The following is a 15916-nucleotide window of genomic DNA, read 5'->3' as shown; positions in this document are numbered from 1 at the left end:
AAACTATCGATATAAAGCAATTATAATGAATGTTAATTACAAGAAATATCGATTTATAGGATTAAAAATATCAATATATTGAGGTGAACTAAGCGTTGGCGTTAACACACATTAAAATTGCGAAGGATTTACAAGAACTAACGATACATGGGACGAAAGAATTTCCAGTTGCCCTATATGAGACGGTTTTGCGACTAGATAGTTTGGATTTTTTACCGTTACATTGGCATAAGGAAATTCAATTTGTCTATGTAAAAAGTGGTCGTGTGGAATACCGAGTAGGAGCAGATGTCTTTGTGCTAGAGGAGGGAGAGGGCCTATTTGTCAATGCATCAGGTTTACATGAAGCAAAGCCTTTTCAAATAGAGCGGGCTACAACTTTTTGTATTAACGTTGACCCGTTATTATTGGGCGGACATAAGGACAGTATTTTTGCTACTAAATATGTATTGCCATATATAACGAGCAACAGATTGCCCTTTGTAAAGCTTTCTGACCAATTGGCGCAAAAAATAGAATTCGTAGCGAAATTACTGCAAGAGCAAGCCATTTTTTATGAGTTAAAGGTATGGAGAGAGCTAATAGTCCTCTGGGAAACTATTTTGTCACAATCGATGCTAACAGAAGAAATACTAGATCCAGCAATTATTGTCCAACATGAACGAGCAAAGGATATGCTAGATTATTTACACGCTCATTATCAGGAGAAGATATCTTTAGAAAATTTAGCTGCACATGTATTTTTAAGTCGTGCAGAATGTAGTCGCTTTTTTAAAAAAATGGTTGGCACGACACCATTCACATACTTATTACACTATCGACTTCGCAAAAGTATGGAGCTATTACGTGATAGTGAGCAATCGATCACTACAATTGCTACAACAACAGGCTTTAGTACAGTAAGTTACTATATTGAAAAATTTAAAAAATATACAGGATACTCTCCACATGCTTATCGTAAACAGTTTTTTAATAAAGCATAGCAGAATTTAGAAGTGGAGAAGAAGCGGAAGCGGCCTACGCAAGCATGAGGATATCCGCTGAAGAGAGGGGAATACCTGTGCTTGCAATGAATCGCACTTTATTAATGTTATTTTTGGTATAATTTACAAATATTGAATTTTTCTGATACTAAAATCAGTTTAATCAATAGTAATATCTACCTGTTACTATGGTGTAACTTTTGTAATTTAATCCTTTTAATAGGTAGTAGGAAAAACTTGGAGGTGGATGAATGAAAAAATCTATGTTCCTGATTTTATTCGTATTACTAGTTTTACTTTTTGCTTGTTTTAATGAAAAAAAACAATCATTAGAAGAATTTTTCAAGGATGCAAAAATAATAAATGTAGATAAAATAATCATTCAAGATGGTTCAACTGGATATTCTAAAACGATAACGAAGCAAGAGCAAATTGGTGAATTCCTAAATCTGATTAAAGATATTGAATTTACACCACAAGATAATCAAGAAGAACGTGTAGGCTGGCGATATGGTATTGCTCTTTTTGATGGCGAAAAAGAATTTAAATTCACTCTAAATAAAATTGACAATACCTATTACGATTCAAAACCAGATATTCATCCAATTGTAGAGAACTATTACAAACAGTTAAATATTGTAGAAGAGTAATAAACAACTAACGACCTCTTAATTTTGAGGTCTTTTATTTTGCCATTCTTAATGTCTTAACAGTAGTATTATTTCTTTTAAATTTGCTCTGATTTCGTTAAGATATGTGAAAAATTATTGAATGTATTGGATTAAATACTGCACTTTATCGCTGAAACAGTTGACAATAATAACCATATAAAATAAAGTAAAGTTAATAGTAAAGATACCTTTACTATTAACTTTACTTAAAGGATTGAATTAGTGATGACAAAAGATGAAGAACTTATATATAAGCTGGTAGAGGAAATAAATGAAGCTATTTATTCAATGGATAGCCATTTCATAAAGTTACATCAAAATTTATTAAGTGATGAATTATCCCCAAAACAAATAATTTTATTAGATTTTATTAAAAAAAATAGCCGAGTGACGATTGGACAGATTGCAAGTTATATGAATATAACTTCTAGTGCTGTCGGTCAGCTAGTTAGTAAACTTGAAGAGCAGCAATATGTATCTCGAAGCATTAATCCTGAAAATCGACGTGAAATATTTGTAAGTCTCGATACTTCAGGTATTAAGTATTTTGAACGAGAGGAAGAAATAAAACGGTTTGTTATCTCAAGATATTATTCAAAGCTTGAGTTAAGTGAGATCATGCAATTAAAAGAGGTCGTTCAAAAGCTAAATCAAATTGTATTAAAAGAAGGAATTATTAATGAAATAAATGATATTCATTTGTAAAAGGGAGAGATTTAACATGATTGCACTAAAGAAAAAGCAAAATATATGGTTAGCATTTTTGTTAGTCGTACTTGCTAGCAATTACACGCTTTATAACACTGGACTTGGTTTATCAATTTTACCATCTGAAACAAATGGAGTTGTTATTGGCTCATTAATTGATTTTGTTCTTATTATGCCTGTTTTATTTCTGCTGTATAAAGGAAAGTTTTCTTTAAAACAAGCGGTTATTTTAGCAGCGGCTGGTTGTATGGCAGCACGTTTTATTATTCCAATAGAACATCTACAGCCATTTGTTGCGGTGACTTGGGCTGGGTTTGCGATTGAAGGTACGATTATTTTATTAGAAATTTTACTAGTTGCAACGCTTGTTCGTTACATACCGAGAATTCTAACGGATGTACGATCAACTACTTTACCCGATTTGTTCTCATTTCCAAGAGCAGTTGAAAAACATGCACCGAAGCATCCTATTATCCAAATGCTTTGCGCTGATTTTTTAGTATTTTACTATGCACTTGCAAGCTGGAAGAGAAAAGAGCGTCCTGGTTTAACCTTACATAAAAATTCGAGCTATATTGCCTTTATCATTATGCTAATCCATGGAATAGCCATTGAAACAATTGGGATTCATTGGTGGTTACACGAGAAATCAATGGTTCTTTCAATTTTATTGCTTATTTTTAATGTATACTCTGTTTTATTTTTTATTGCGGATATGCAGGCAATTCGTTTTAATCCTGTCTATGTAACAACTGATAAATTGTATTTGTCTTTAGGATTGATGAAACGGGCAGAAATTCGCTTTGATCAGATTGAAGAACTTATAGAGGATAAAGAACAGTTGGAAAGAAAATTATCCAAAGATACAATTGATTTTATAGCACGTGATTTTGACGCGGCATATCCACAGTTTATTTTAAAAATGAAGGAGCCTGTGGAAGTGACTTTCATGCTGGGGCTTAAAAAACGATATAACAATGTAGCTATTAAAGCTGACCAGGCACAGGAATTTAGAAAAATGCTTCTACAAGGAATGGAAGATAATAAATATTAATAAACAACAGGTGCTAGCAAACTAAGCTGGCACCTGTTTAATCTATAAGTCGGGATGTCAGGAAGCGCATAGTCGGAACAGAAATCAATCTCATATTATGAGTCTTTATTTACAAGACTGAAACAATAACTAGGATCATAAGGACACACAACAATGGAAAATCTACGAATCCTTTTAGCAATCGACTGCTAGCTGCTTGAATTTGTTCATCGGATACATGAAAGATTGTCCAAATTTTATGCTCCAAAATTTGCTGGATTACCGATTGCATAACTGAGCGTAAAGTAAAATAAAGAATTCCGAGCACGATAATTTTCGCCCATGATGGCACAATAAAGATGAGTCCGATACCCATCAATAAAAAACGAAGATATCCTAAGCGATACTGTTTTTGGCGAAGCATGGTTTTGCATACTAGTTCCTCTATAAAATAATCGGAACGACGAAACATGCGCTTTGAATTTTTCCATAGTAGGCGAGGCTTTTTTAATTTCGGTACTAACTGACTTTGAAGCTCAGGAGTAATTCGAAATAAAAGACTTTGCCATTTATAAAAAGTTGCTTGATCGAGCTCTACCTGCTGATCAAAATATTTAGTGCTATAGACGAAATGTCTACTATAATAGCTTGTGCTATAAACAAGAAGAATTAGATAAATAAGTGCAGTGATAATTATAGGTACATACAAAAAGGAAGCTGTACCGAGAATACACATAAAAATTTTACTGAGTAGCTGTTGCCATTTACGAAGCCTTAATTGTAAAACTGCGTTTGTAAAATTAGTTGTAAATAGTAGCAGAAGTAAAATAAGTAATTCTACTATCGTTACATGATGAACGATTATGAAAATGGGTGCTAAAAGGGCAATGGCAGAAACAAGAAAAATTAGGTGCTTACTTAACGTCCAAGAAAGCCCAGAGCGTTTTAACCGTATCATTTGTTTTCGGTTCTGGATTAAAAAAAGACGATCGGCTCGGTGCAAATAAGTACGAATAGTTTCAATAGATGTAATAATCAATAACAGTACAATAAAGAGGGCTAGCGGAATATGTACGACCCATGATGTACTTATATTTAAGATAAAGTCTTTATAAAGAAAAAAGCCAATGACTAGAGCTGGCACAACAATATATAAGGCGACTGTCCAATCGATAATGCTTGCCAGTAGCTTAAAATTGTGAGAGCGTTCTAATTTTCTTCGTTGCTGCGCTAAATTAGTCATGGTGATTTTCCTCAAGCAGTGTGTCGAAAATATCAAGAAGAGATGCTTTGTCTTGTTCCACCGCTAAGCGTAATGATGCGAGTGTACCTTGCTGTAAAATTCGCCCATGATCAATCAAAATGAAACGATCACATATTTTTTCTGCCGTATCGAGTGCATGTGTACTCATTAAAATGGCGGCACCTTGCGCTTTTAATTCTTCTAAAATCGTTAAGAGCTTACGCATTGCCTGTGGATCTAGTCCCATAAACGGTTCATCTAAGATGTAGTTAGAATGCTTGTCAAGGAACGCTAAAATAAGCATCACTTTTTGTTGCATCCCTTTGGAAAACGTTGTTGGATAATCGTGTAGCTTATGGTCCAATTGAAAAATTTTCAGTAATTCTTTCGCACGATTGGTTAAAGAATTCTCTTTACCAGCTACACGCAAATAAAAATCTATATGCTCCCATAATGTAAAATACTCATACAAAATGGGCCTTTCGGGTACGTAGCCATAGGTTCCTATTGTCACTTGACCGTCCACTATTGGTAGGACACCCATCATTGCTTGTAAGGTTGTACTTTTGCCTGCCCCATTGGAACCGATTAATCCAACAAGCTCACCACTGTTTACTTGAAATTGAATGTTTGAAATAATGGCTTCTTTTTCTACATAGCCACCTTTATGTATATTAATATCTATTGTCATTCACTTCCTCTCTTTGTTTATTTACGAACGGAAGAGGAAAATGTTTCAAGTTTTGGCCTATTACTTTTTCGGAAATATAACATATGAGATGCTAATTGCGGCATCGATCGCAAGTACAATACCCCAAACTTTCATTACTTGAAATATTGAAGTTGTATCAGAATTTGAACCAACGAAAAGAGACATGGCATACAATAATCCAGCACCAATTAAAAAGGCAACAATATGCTGACTAAGCAATTTCATTTCATGCATACCTTTTTTCATTCCAGTTAATGGCTCATTTTTGTAACCAGATTTTAAAAACCACTGTTGAAATTTTTGATCAGCCCATGTAATCATCGTTTTACCAAAGGCTATGGAGACACCAATATAGATGGCTGCTATTCCGTGAAATGTAGAAGCGGGAGTACCTGATTTTAAGTCCATCGTAGTGAGGATGACAAGTAACAAATCAATAACAGGTGTTAGTGCAAAAAAGAAAATGCTCAGTTTCGGCCTTTTTAAAACATATCTGCAAATAAGCCCAACAATAATAACAATCCAAAAGGCAATCTCCGCAGTAATAATCCAGGCAATCATAAAAAACCACCAAATTAATTTCAATACATTTGTGTTATTTAAAATACCATAAGTTATTAATTTATACGAATGTATTAAAATAGTGAATCCTAAAGAAAGAAAAGCACAAAAGCGTAGAAGGTTACTGTGAGGGATGGGTTAAAAGTACGGTCAATTTTAGGATCAAACCGCTATTATTTCAATTGATATTTTAAGATGAAATCGACCGGAATTAGATAAAAAGAAGAAATCTTACCATTGCCCATCTTTTAATCTAGGTGGGCAATGGCATTTAATATGTCCTCACTGACTGCATCCCAAAATTGTTGCTGTACAGCATCACAATACACATATAGCTCTTTATTTTGAACATGCTCGTATAGCTCGGAAATCGCTTCTTTATGGAAATGGAGTCTATGGTTTAATGCCTCTCGTTCTTCCTCAATACAAAACGATTTATACATATCTGCTAGACGTTCAAGCTTTGCTAACTTTTGTTTCGTTCCTTCGTACTGTGTTTGGTGAAAGCGTCCTACTGCTGTAGTCATAGAGATCTTTGCTCGATGCTCAGTATTTAACGTTCGCAATTCTTCCTGACGAATAGCCACTCGATACCAAAATTCATAGCGAATAGGTAAGTCTTTTAGCTCGTATGTAAGCAAGGATTTTAAAATAAAACTAACATGATCATAAGAATCAATAATCTTTTCTGATTCTTTAAAAATACCAAACATTCAGCCACCCCCGTTTAGTTTTAATACCACGAACGAAGAGTAAAATCCTTTAAATTTTTGATAATATTCGGAAAATAAATGAAACTAATGGATATTCTAGAGAATGATGAAAATCTAGCTAAAAGACAAATTTATATAGTTGATAAAGGATTAGTATGAAAATAGGTAGATTTATATAATAATCTTGCTCATATACTATGTAACAAGGCTTTTAAAGTTGATTTATAAAATTATATTGATTTTAAATTTTGAGGTTTAGATTTTTTTATTATTCCCACTAACAACAAAATCCATAATAAACTATTTCCAATTGCATGGGTTGCAAAAGAAGCCCATGTTGAATTAGTAAACTGTGCAATCCATGGAGCAATAAGCATGCTAGGAAGCATATTGATAAAATGCCACTTCAGACAAGCATGAACAACCCAAGCCCAAAGTAATCCATTTATTACCCAAGCCCAATCCCCGAAAAGCTCTTGTTGGATAGGTAGGAAAAAGCCTCTCCACATTAGTTCCTCACTGAGCATAGCAAAAAGGTGTAAGGGAATAAATATGGTTATCATTTTCCAATTACCGTAAAGCGAAACACCAAAAAATTCAGATGGAGGCAATTCCATTCTTTTTAACTTTTTTCATCGGGTATCCAAACACCCGCTGAAAAAAGTTAAAGCCTCCGGCGGATGTCAGGGAATCGGAAAGGAGTGCTTTGTGCAAGCACAAAGCCGATTCCAGACGCAATTATGCCGAGGCATAATTGATTGGATTAAATGGAGCTGGAAGATAACTTGGTGGGGCAAGTATTGGAAGTCTCGCAAAAAACTTACCTACAGGTTCAAGAAATTGGTCAGAGATTATTGTAAAAACAATCGCTCCCACAACCCAGTACCAATCGTTTTCTGTTAAAGGATTGAAACGAAGCCTTTCCAAAAAATTTTGCCATGTCCAAGCATTTCCCTCTAAATGATAAAGCAATAATGATACTGGAAATAAACTCATTACAGGAAACCACAGAAAGAACCAAAAAGCATAAATTAATGGAACACCCTTTTTTATTAACATGGGTGTTCCATAGAAAACACCATAATATACTAACGAACCTGTTATTCCGAAAACGAGTAACTGCACTAGAATGGACATTAGGGAACACTCTCACTATAAAGGAAATATTTACTAATAATATCTAAACATAAACTATTATCTTTTTCTATATTTTTTTGTCATTGTTACATTTATTCTGCACTAAAGTTTCATAGGATCAAAACATATAAATTGGTCTAAAGTACAAATTTTACTTTTTATATGCGCATGGAAAACAAATTGAATACAAAAATATCCGAGTACGTTTATTATTTATTGGCTATCACCCAAAAATTGAAGATGATATTTGTTAAACATATGCGATGTATAAGTTGATCTAGGTTCCGGCTGGGTGACTCCGGATCAGCGATATAGTAACGAAGGCTAATGGACAAAAATATTAATTAATTTTTGAAAAATATACATTTACCAACACTAGTTTTTACCTCAAGGTAAGAATCTAGTGTTTTTGTTGTTGAAAAAAATTATCGAGTTATCACAAAATTCTCTATTTTCTACAAAGAAAAGGGTTGTTTTTGAAGAAATGTGGAAATAGGATTTACAAAATAAAATTAAATGTGTTAACTTAAAATTTGTAAACGGTTAACTTAAAAAGAGGGGGTAGGTTAACGATGCAACATTTTTGGGTTGTTGGGACAGATACAGATGTCGGTAAAACGGTTATCACTACATTACTGATGCGTCAATTACAACAGCAGGATCTACAAGTAACACCTTATAAGCCTGTGCAAACTGGCGAAGTTTGTGAGAATGGGCATTGCTATTACTACGATACAGCAATGTATGAAAAGTATTCATTACAAAGACTGGAGCCAGAAAATTTAAATGGCTATTCGTTTAAGGAAGCCGCATCTCCACATTTTGCTGCGCAACTGGAGGGCCAGCAAATTAATGTAGAGCATCTATTAAAGCAAATTCAGAAGTTACAGCAATCATACGATGTCGTAATTTGTGAGGGAGCAGGGGGACTTTTTGTTCCATTAGATACATATGGAGAAATTACTCTCCTTGATGTAATTGTTCAAAGTAAGCTTCCAGTTGTTCTTGTCACACGAACAACACTAGGAACGATTAACCACACATTGCTAACTCTTGAAGCTTTACATACTCGAAATGTTGAGGTTCTTGGCATTGTATTTAATGGAGACATTGGAAGTAAGATGGAACAAGATAATGTGAAAATGATTCTACAGTATCATAATTTGCCATTTGCGACGATTCCTATGCTAGGGGAAATTTCGCAGATTGTTGACTACTCTATTTCACACACGTCATTGTTTGAAAGGTTGGTCAAATATGAAACAAGCATTAACTGAATTGCAGATGAGAGATTTACAGCATGTTTGGCACCCTTGCTCACAAATGAAGGACTATGAGCAATTTCCGCCTATTGTGATTAAAAAAGGACAAGGTGTATGGCTTTACGATGAAAATGATCATCGCTATTTAGATGCCGTATCTTCTTGGTGGGTTAATTTATTTGGACATGCGAATCCTCGTATTAGTCAAGCATTAAGCGATCAAGCATTTACATTAGAACATGCAATTTTTGCGAATTTTTCACATGAACCTGCAATTAAGGTGGCAGAAAAATTAGTAGCCTTAACGCCAGACGGTTTAAATAAAGTATTTTTTGCAGACAACGGCTCATCAGCTATTGAAGTCGCACTAAAAATGAGTTTTCAGTATCATATGCAAACTGGAAAAACAACGAAAAAGCGTTTTTTAGCCTTAACGGATGCTTATCACGGTGAAACACTTGGTGCCCTATCTGTTGGAGGAGTAGGGTTGTATAACGAAGTGTATCAGCCACTTTTATTGGATACCATACGTGCACAAGGGCCAGATTGCTTCCAATGTCCTTTTAAGGAGAAGCCTGAAAGCTGTCAAGCTCAATGTATACAATTTGTTGAGGAAGAGCTTAGTCAGCACCATGAAGAAATTACAGCTGTTATTATTGAGCCACTCATTCAAGCAGCAGCTGGCATGAAAATGTATCCTGCAATCTATTTGAAGCGATTACGAGAACTTTGTACAAAATACGATATTCATTTAATCGCAGATGAAATTGCAGTTGGTTTTGGACGAACAGGTACATTATTTGCCTGTGAGCAAGCGGGAATTGCTCCAGATTTTATGTGCTTGTCAAAAGGTTTAACAGGTGGGTATTTGCCACTATCAGCTGTTTTAACAACTGATGATGTCTACAACGCTTTTTATGATGATTATGGCACGATGAAAGCGTTTTTACACTCTCATAGCTATTCTGGTAATACACTGGCTTGTCGCGTAGCCCTAGAAGTTTTGACAATGTTTGAAGAGGAACGTGTTATCGACATGATACAAAACAAAGGTGAACGTATGCGAAAGCTAGCTATGAAGGCATTTGAAGAGATACCGTATGTTGGCGAATATCGACAGGTAGGACTAGTTGGCGCTATTGAACTTGTCGCCAATCGTGAAACAAAGGAGCCACTTCCAAGTGAGGCACGTATCGGCTATCAAATATATAAACGTGCCTTGTCAAAAGGCTTATTGATTCGTCCTCTTGGCAATATATTATATTTCATGCCTCCATACATCATATCTGATGATGAAATGCGTTTTATGATTGATACAACAAAAGAGACGGTTCTGCAATTTTTTGAGGAGTGGGAGGGAGTAAGTTGTTCAAACGACAATCAACATTGTCACTCGTGATGATTGCGATGTTTGCCGCTTTAACCGCAATTGGAGCATTTATTAAAATACCGCTACCTGTAGTTCCTTTTACTTTACAAATTGTTTTTGTTTTTTTAGCAGGTTGCTTGCTCGGCAGTCGCAATGGATTTCAAAGTCAGCTTGTCTATATAGGTGTTGGTTTAGTTGGCTTGCCGGTTTTTACGCAAGGTGGGGGCATCACCTATGTATTGCAACCAACATTTGGCTTCCTGATCGGCTTTGCACTAGCTGCTTTAGTAATTGGTTTCATGATTGAAAGAGTGGATACTCCAACGAGAAAACATTTTATCAGTGCAAATATTGTCGGGCTTATTATTATTTATGCTGTGGCAGTTCCGTATTTATATGTGTCTTTGAATTTTTGGTTACACATGAAAACGAGTTGGTCACATATTTTCGTAGTTGGTTTTTTAAACAGTATTGTTGCAGATTTTTGCTTAGCATTAGCTTCTGCATTTTTGGCTGAGCGACTTTACAAAGTATTTAATTCAGCAAGAGCTTTAACTTCTTTCAGCAAAAGTATCCCACCTCTATAGGTGAGAGATGAATGCGGGTTGAAGTTGCTTTTCGGTGGGTGTCCAAACATCCGCTGAAAGAAGTTAAGCCTCCGGCGGATGTCACGGAATCGGAAAGGAGTTCTTAGAGGATGTTAGCCTAAAATCATCGCATCCATGCGATAACGGCTAACTGACCTGCATCGATAAAAACGCCACGTCCTGTGGCATTTCCGAAATGACCGACATCGTGTCGGCCCTCGTGCAGGCCTAAGCACAAAGCCGATTCCTGACGCAATTATGCCGAGGCATAATTGATAAAAAATTATGCATGTAGAGAGGGAGAATGTTTAATGAATTGGTTACAGTTAGCAGAGGAAGTTATTGAAGGGAAAATTATTAGCAATGAGGAGGCTCTTGCTATTTTAAATAGTGATGATGATGAGCTATTGAAGGTAATGGACGGCGCTTTTGCTATTCGTAAGCACTACTATGGGAAAAAAGTAAAATTAAATATGATTATGAATGCCAAGAGCGGTTATTGTCCTGAGGATTGTGGCTATTGTTCACAGTCATCTAAATCAACAGCACCGATTGAAAAATATCCATTCATTACGAAAGAGGAAATTTTAGAGGGAGCTAAACGAGCATTTGACAATAAAATTGGTACGTATTGTATCGTGGCAAGTGGTCGTGGGCCAACTCGAAAGGATGTCAATGTAGTAAGTGAAGCTGTTACAGAAATTAAAGAGAAGTATGGCTTAAAAGTATGTGCTTGTCTAGGCTTATTAAAAGAAGAACAGGCACAGCAATTAAAAGAAGCAGGGGTGGATCGTTACAACCATAACTTAAATACATCTGAACGACATCACTCCTATATTACAACGTCCCATACGTATGAAGACCGTGTTAATACTGTTGAAATTGCGAAAAAGCATGGAATATCACCTTGCTCAGGTGCCATTATTGGTATGAAGGAAACAAAAGAGGATGTCGTGAATATTGCACGTGCACTTCATCAATTAGATGCGGATTCTATCCCTGTCAACTTCTTAAATGCGATTGACGGTACGAAACTGGAAGGGACAAAGGAATTAAATCCACGCTATTGTTTAAAAGTTTTAGCGTTGTTCCGTTATATTAATCCAACAAAAGAAATTCGTATTTCTGGTGGTCGTGAAGTCAATCTTGGGTCACTTCAGCCACTAGGTCTATATGCAGCAAACAGCATCTTTGTTGGCGATTACTTAACAACAGAAGGCCAAGAAGCAAACAGTGATTATCGTATGCTTGAGGATTTAGGATTTGAAATTGAATTATCAGCGAAGCAAGAAGAAGCATTCTGTTCATAAAAACTTATCCCGCATTAACGGGCAGTAATGAGCTGCCCGTAAAAGCCCGATTGGTGAAGACTAATAATCAGTGGCGGATAAAGAAACTCCACTGATTAAAGTTTTACTTTATGAAATAAAAATCTACTACTACTTAATTATCATCGAATTTGGAAAGCCGTGTGTGCGTCGTGGAAAAGGCGTACATACGGTTTTTTCTGTTGGAAGGATAAAATAGTAGAAACGCTCAGGTAAAAGAGAAGAGTGCTCGGGTTCAATGGAGAAACGCTCAGGTAGGAGGGGAAAGTGCTCGGGTTATCAAGAAAAACTGCTCAGGTAGCATGACCAAGTGCTCAGCACAGTTGAAACTCTACGATTGGCATATTAATGAAAAAAGTGACGGATGCTAAAATGAAAAGAACTGTTCTTATGCCTAGAAAAATCAGGTTTTCACAAATTGTTCAATGAAAGCGTTTTGAAATTGAACAGTTTGTGAAGGGCTTCACATAATACTTTATTTTTAAAAAAATCGGCGTAAAATAAGAATCAGGTAAGGAATTGTTATAAAACAATTTAAAAAGTATCAAAGTTTTCGGTGGTTGTTATATTACAAAAACAAAATTGGAAGGGAGATTTTATTATGTGGGTTATTACAGTATTTGATAAAAAGGACGTTCGAATTTTTGAGTATACAAACAAAAATGAGGCAACACAAGCTTTAGCTAAATTCAAAAAAAATGCAGTTTTAACATATACAAAATAATTTCAGATTTGAACGAAGCAACCCTTTTCGACGCTATAGCGCACGAAAAGGGTTGCTTTTTATGTTGTACTGATTATCTTACATTTGTTATCCAAAAACTAAAACTAATAATCCGTGGGGAAAGAACACCCCACGGATTAAAGATTCCCTTTATAAAATGCTAGCTAAGCGTTTGATACCTTCTCGGATGACTTCAGGTGTTGCATTCGTATAATTTAGGCGCATCGTATTAACACCAGTTTTAGCTGTGTAGAATGGGTCACCAGGTACGAAAGCAACTTTTTGCTCCATCGCTTTTTGGAAGACATCTAATGACGAAGCTCCATTGTTCATTGTAGCCCAAATGAACATTCCACCTTCTGGTCGTGTGTAGTCCACATGTGCTGGGAAAAACTCCTCCATCGCATTTAGCATGGCATCAGCTTGATTTTTATATAACGAAATAATTTTCTGAACGTGCTCCATATAGTCATTGTTTGCTAGATAATCATAAATGACATATTGAGAGAAAATATTTGTGTGTAGGTCAGTTGCTTGCTTCGCTGTTTCGATATGCTGCAATAATTCTTTATTCTTTGTAATGATAAAGCCAAGACGCATTCCTGGTGTAACCGTTTTAGAGAAAGAACCTAGCAAAATGCTATTTTCTAATTTACCAGCACCGATGTATGGTAGTGGCTCACCTTGGAAGCGTAATTCTCCATATGGATCATCCTCAATTAGCGCTACATCATATTTCGAAATGATTTCGCAAATTTGCTGACGTTTTTCTTTAGAATACGTAAGTCCTGTTGGGTTTTGGAAATTTGGAACTGTATAAACGAATTTTACATTGGGTTGTTGTAGTGCATTCTCTAACTCTTCTAAGTTTAATCCATCATTTTCGAGTGTTACACCATAGAAGGTTGGCTCACTTAATGTGAAGGCTTGAATGGCACCTAAGTAACCAGGCTCCTCGATAACGATACCATCACCTTTGTTGATTAGTACTTTCCCAATTAATTCAAGAGCCTGCTGTGATCCTGTAGTAATAAATACATCGTCTGCATGTACGTCTAGTCCGTGTACACGTTGGTATTTTGCAGCAATGTACTCACGTAAAGGAGCATAACCTTGTGTAGAAGAATATTGGAATAGACGGCTACCGTTTTCCGAAATGGCATGGTTTGCAGATGCCTGTAACGCTTCGATTGGGAAAGAAATTGGGTTCGGAAGCCCCCCTGCGAAAGAAATAACATCATCTGATTCAGTGACTTTCAAAATATTTCGGATGAATGAAGATGGGGTATTTAAAATTTTTTCTGAAAATTCCATAATTTATCGGTCCTTTTTTCTGATTTTTTAAAAATTATATCATTGTCATCATATGCATACAATATTATCATTGTATGCAAGACAATTAAATATTGTATGCAAAAAATTAGAGAGAAGGAGCTTAGCTTAGAATATGCCAGTTAATTCGTTTGAAGAATATCCAATGAGTTGGAAGCCGAATATTAGCAAAAGTTCGGCTCCGTTATATATAGCAATAGCAGAACAGCTGGAACAAGATATAAAGGATGGAAAATTATCACCAGGCACAAAGTTACCTCCTCAGCGTGAGTTAGCTGATTTTTTAGATGTTAATTTAAGTACGATAACAAGAGCGTTTAAACTTTGTGGCCAGAAGGGGCTTATTTATGCTTCTATCGGTAGTGGAACGTTTGTTTCATCTGATGCAGCGACAAATAAAATTTTACTACCGACAAGTAATTCTTCTCAGATGATCGAAATGGGTCCTGTATTGCCAGAAAATCATGCTAATGAGGATATTACACGTTATATGAAAAAGATGATGAATGATCCTAATTTTAGCAAATTATTTCAGTATGGACGACCTGAAGCAAATGCGTGGCAAACAGAGGCAGCATTGAAGCTTTTGGAAAAGGTCAACTTTCAAACGGATCAACCTGTATTGCTTGGGGCAGGGGGACAAAATGCTATTGTTGGAACGTTAGCGGCATTGTTTCAGCCAGGAGATCGAATTGGTACAGATCCCATTACATATGCAGGTATAAAAACAGCTGCAAATATGCTTGGTATCCAACTGGTAGCAATCCAACAAAGAAACGGTGAAATGTCAAGAGAGGGGCTATTATACGCTTGTAAAAATGAGCATATAAAAGGTCTTTATGTTATTCCTGATTTTCATAATCCAACTACTCATACAATGTCGATGGAAACAAGGAAAATGATTGCGGAAGTTGCGAGGCAGAAAGGCTTAATCATCATTGAGGATGCGATATATAGTTTTCTTAAGGAGAAACCGCTTGCACCGATAGCCTCCTATGCACCCGAAAAGGTTATTTATATTGCCAGTGTATCAAAAACTATCTCACCAGGCTTACGACTATCCTATATCGTTACACCTCCAGCGCTGCGAAAAAAAATAATGGAGACACTGTATAATATAAATATTTCAGTATCTCCAATGATGGTGGAGCTTACTGCAAGGATGATTCATGATGGCGTTGCACAAACAATTCTAGAGAAACACCGGTTGTATGCTAAGCAACAAAATGCCCTTGTCGATCAATATTTAGGGGAATATAACATTTTAGGAGAAGATGAATGCATTTTCAGATGGCTTATACTCCCCGAAAAATTCACCAGCGTTCAGTTTGAATTGCTAGCATCTAAAGCTGGTGTGCAAGTGTATGCAGCTGAACGTTTTGCAGTAGGCAATGCCAAGCTGGTAAATGCAGTTCGTTTAGCAATTACTGCACCTGAAAATCAGCTTGAACAAGCACTAATCGTTTTAAAGGATTTACTTGAAAGTGATGGTGATTATACATTTGTTGATTAAAGTAAGGAATTCTTATGAATAGTGTGAGATTTATGACCAC

17 protein-coding genes are annotated in these 15916 nt (G+C 35.9%); 10 read left to right on the top strand and 7 right to left on the bottom strand.

Translation table 11 applies throughout. The features are described from left to right. Positions 1 to 95 precede the first annotated feature (95 nt). From ACQKNC_RS01025 to ACQKNC_RS01010, 4 genes are all read left to right on the top strand, one after another. Positions 96 to 983: an AraC family transcriptional regulator gene (locus ACQKNC_RS01025; protein ID WP_427423047.1), complete on the top strand. Its 888-nt coding sequence runs from the start codon at positions 96 to 98 to the stop codon at positions 981 to 983. 251 nt (positions 984 to 1234) lie between these two features. Then, positions 1235 to 1633, top strand: a complete 399-nt coding sequence (locus ACQKNC_RS01020) for a hypothetical protein (RefSeq protein WP_427423046.1) — start codon at positions 1235 to 1237, stop codon at positions 1631 to 1633. A gap of 246 nt (positions 1634 to 1879) precedes the next feature. Beyond that, positions 1880 to 2359 carry a MarR family winged helix-turn-helix transcriptional regulator gene (locus tag ACQKNC_RS01015; protein WP_427423045.1) on the top strand — a complete coding sequence of 160 codons (480 nt, stop codon included), beginning with the start codon at positions 1880 to 1882 and terminating at the stop codon, positions 2357 to 2359. A 16-nt stretch (positions 2360 to 2375) separates the two neighbouring features. Further along, positions 2376 to 3416, top strand: coding sequence for a beta-carotene 15,15'-monooxygenase (locus ACQKNC_RS01010; RefSeq protein ID WP_427423044.1), 1041 nt, complete (start codon positions 2376 to 2378; stop codon positions 3414 to 3416). A gap of 109 nt (positions 3417 to 3525) precedes the next feature. On the opposite strand, the gene ACQKNC_RS01005 is transcribed toward ACQKNC_RS01010, so the two are convergent. The 6 genes from ACQKNC_RS01005 to ACQKNC_RS00980 form a co-directional block, all read right to left on the bottom strand. Next, positions 3526 to 4638, bottom strand: coding sequence for an ABC transporter permease (locus ACQKNC_RS01005; RefSeq protein WP_427423043.1), 1113 nt, complete (start codon positions 4636 to 4638; stop codon positions 3526 to 3528). Next, on the bottom strand, positions 4631 to 5329 hold the full coding sequence (locus ACQKNC_RS01000) for an ABC transporter ATP-binding protein (protein WP_427423042.1): 699 nt from the start codon (positions 5327 to 5329) through the stop codon (positions 4631 to 4633). The genes ACQKNC_RS01005 and ACQKNC_RS01000 overlap by 8 nt, the downstream gene beginning before the upstream one ends. A 60-nt stretch (positions 5330 to 5389) precedes the next feature. Continuing rightward, the gene (locus ACQKNC_RS00995; RefSeq protein ID WP_427423041.1) at positions 5390 to 5911 is read right to left on the bottom strand and encodes a hypothetical protein; all 522 of its coding nucleotides are present in this window, start codon (positions 5909 to 5911) and stop codon (positions 5390 to 5392) included. Between the two features lie 248 nt (positions 5912 to 6159). Beyond that, positions 6160 to 6624, bottom strand: coding sequence for a hypothetical protein (locus tag ACQKNC_RS00990; RefSeq protein WP_427423040.1), 465 nt, complete (start codon positions 6622 to 6624; stop codon positions 6160 to 6162). A 230-nt stretch (positions 6625 to 6854) separates the two neighbouring features. Then, complete coding sequence (locus ACQKNC_RS00985) at positions 6855 to 7241, bottom strand: CPBP family glutamic-type intramembrane protease (protein ID WP_427423039.1); 387 nt, start codon at positions 7239 to 7241, stop codon at positions 6855 to 6857. Positions 7242 to 7362: 121 nt separating this feature from the next. Continuing rightward, a complete protein-coding gene (locus tag ACQKNC_RS00980) occupies positions 7363 to 7761 on the bottom strand; it encodes a hypothetical protein (protein ID WP_427423038.1) in 399 nt (132 codons plus the stop codon). Positions 7762 to 8333: 572 nt separating this feature from the next. Here ACQKNC_RS00980 and bioD point away from each other — a divergent pair. From bioD to ACQKNC_RS00955, 5 genes are all read left to right on the top strand, one after another. Next, the gene (bioD, locus tag ACQKNC_RS00975; protein WP_427423037.1) at positions 8334 to 9038 is read left to right on the top strand and encodes a dethiobiotin synthase; all 705 of its coding nucleotides are present in this window, start codon (positions 8334 to 8336) and stop codon (positions 9036 to 9038) included. Continuing rightward, on the top strand, positions 9019 to 10422 hold the full coding sequence (gene bioA, locus ACQKNC_RS00970) for an adenosylmethionine--8-amino-7-oxononanoate transaminase (protein ID WP_427423036.1): 1404 nt from the start codon (positions 9019 to 9021) through the stop codon (positions 10420 to 10422). The genes bioD and bioA overlap by 20 nt, the downstream gene beginning before the upstream one ends. Beyond that, a complete protein-coding gene (locus tag ACQKNC_RS00965) occupies positions 10389 to 10979 on the top strand; it encodes a biotin transporter BioY (RefSeq protein WP_427423035.1) in 591 nt (196 codons plus the stop codon). Before bioA ends, ACQKNC_RS00965 begins: the two co-directional genes overlap by 34 nt. A 311-nt stretch (positions 10980 to 11290) precedes the next feature. Then, complete coding sequence (gene bioB / locus ACQKNC_RS00960; RefSeq protein WP_427423034.1) at positions 11291 to 12289, top strand: biotin synthase BioB; 999 nt, start codon at positions 11291 to 11293, stop codon at positions 12287 to 12289. A 619-nt stretch (positions 12290 to 12908) separates the two neighbouring features. After that, positions 12909 to 13031: a hypothetical protein gene (locus tag ACQKNC_RS00955; protein WP_277815945.1), complete on the top strand. Its 123-nt coding sequence runs from the start codon at positions 12909 to 12911 to the stop codon at positions 13029 to 13031. A 150-nt stretch (positions 13032 to 13181) separates the two neighbouring features. On the opposite strand, the gene ACQKNC_RS00950 is transcribed toward ACQKNC_RS00955, so the two are convergent. Beyond that, positions 13182 to 14345 (bottom strand): PLP-dependent aminotransferase family protein, encoded by a 1164-nt coding sequence (locus tag ACQKNC_RS00950; protein ID WP_427423033.1) that lies wholly within the window; start codon positions 14343 to 14345, stop codon positions 13182 to 13184. Positions 14346 to 14478: 133 nt separating this feature from the next. Between ACQKNC_RS00950 and ACQKNC_RS00945 the strand changes: the two genes are divergently transcribed. Then, complete coding sequence (locus ACQKNC_RS00945; protein WP_427423032.1) at positions 14479 to 15876, top strand: PLP-dependent aminotransferase family protein; 1398 nt, start codon at positions 14479 to 14481, stop codon at positions 15874 to 15876. The last annotated feature ends 40 nt before the right edge of the window (positions 15877 to 15916 follow it).

It is taken from the genome of Lysinibacillus sp. NPDC094177, from assembly GCF_050279145.1.
Taxonomy (GTDB): domain Bacteria; phylum Bacillota; class Bacilli; order Bacillales_A; family Planococcaceae; genus Lysinibacillus.
Note: the sequence above shows the minus strand (reverse complement) of the source record. Positions and strands in the feature narration are given on the sequence as shown.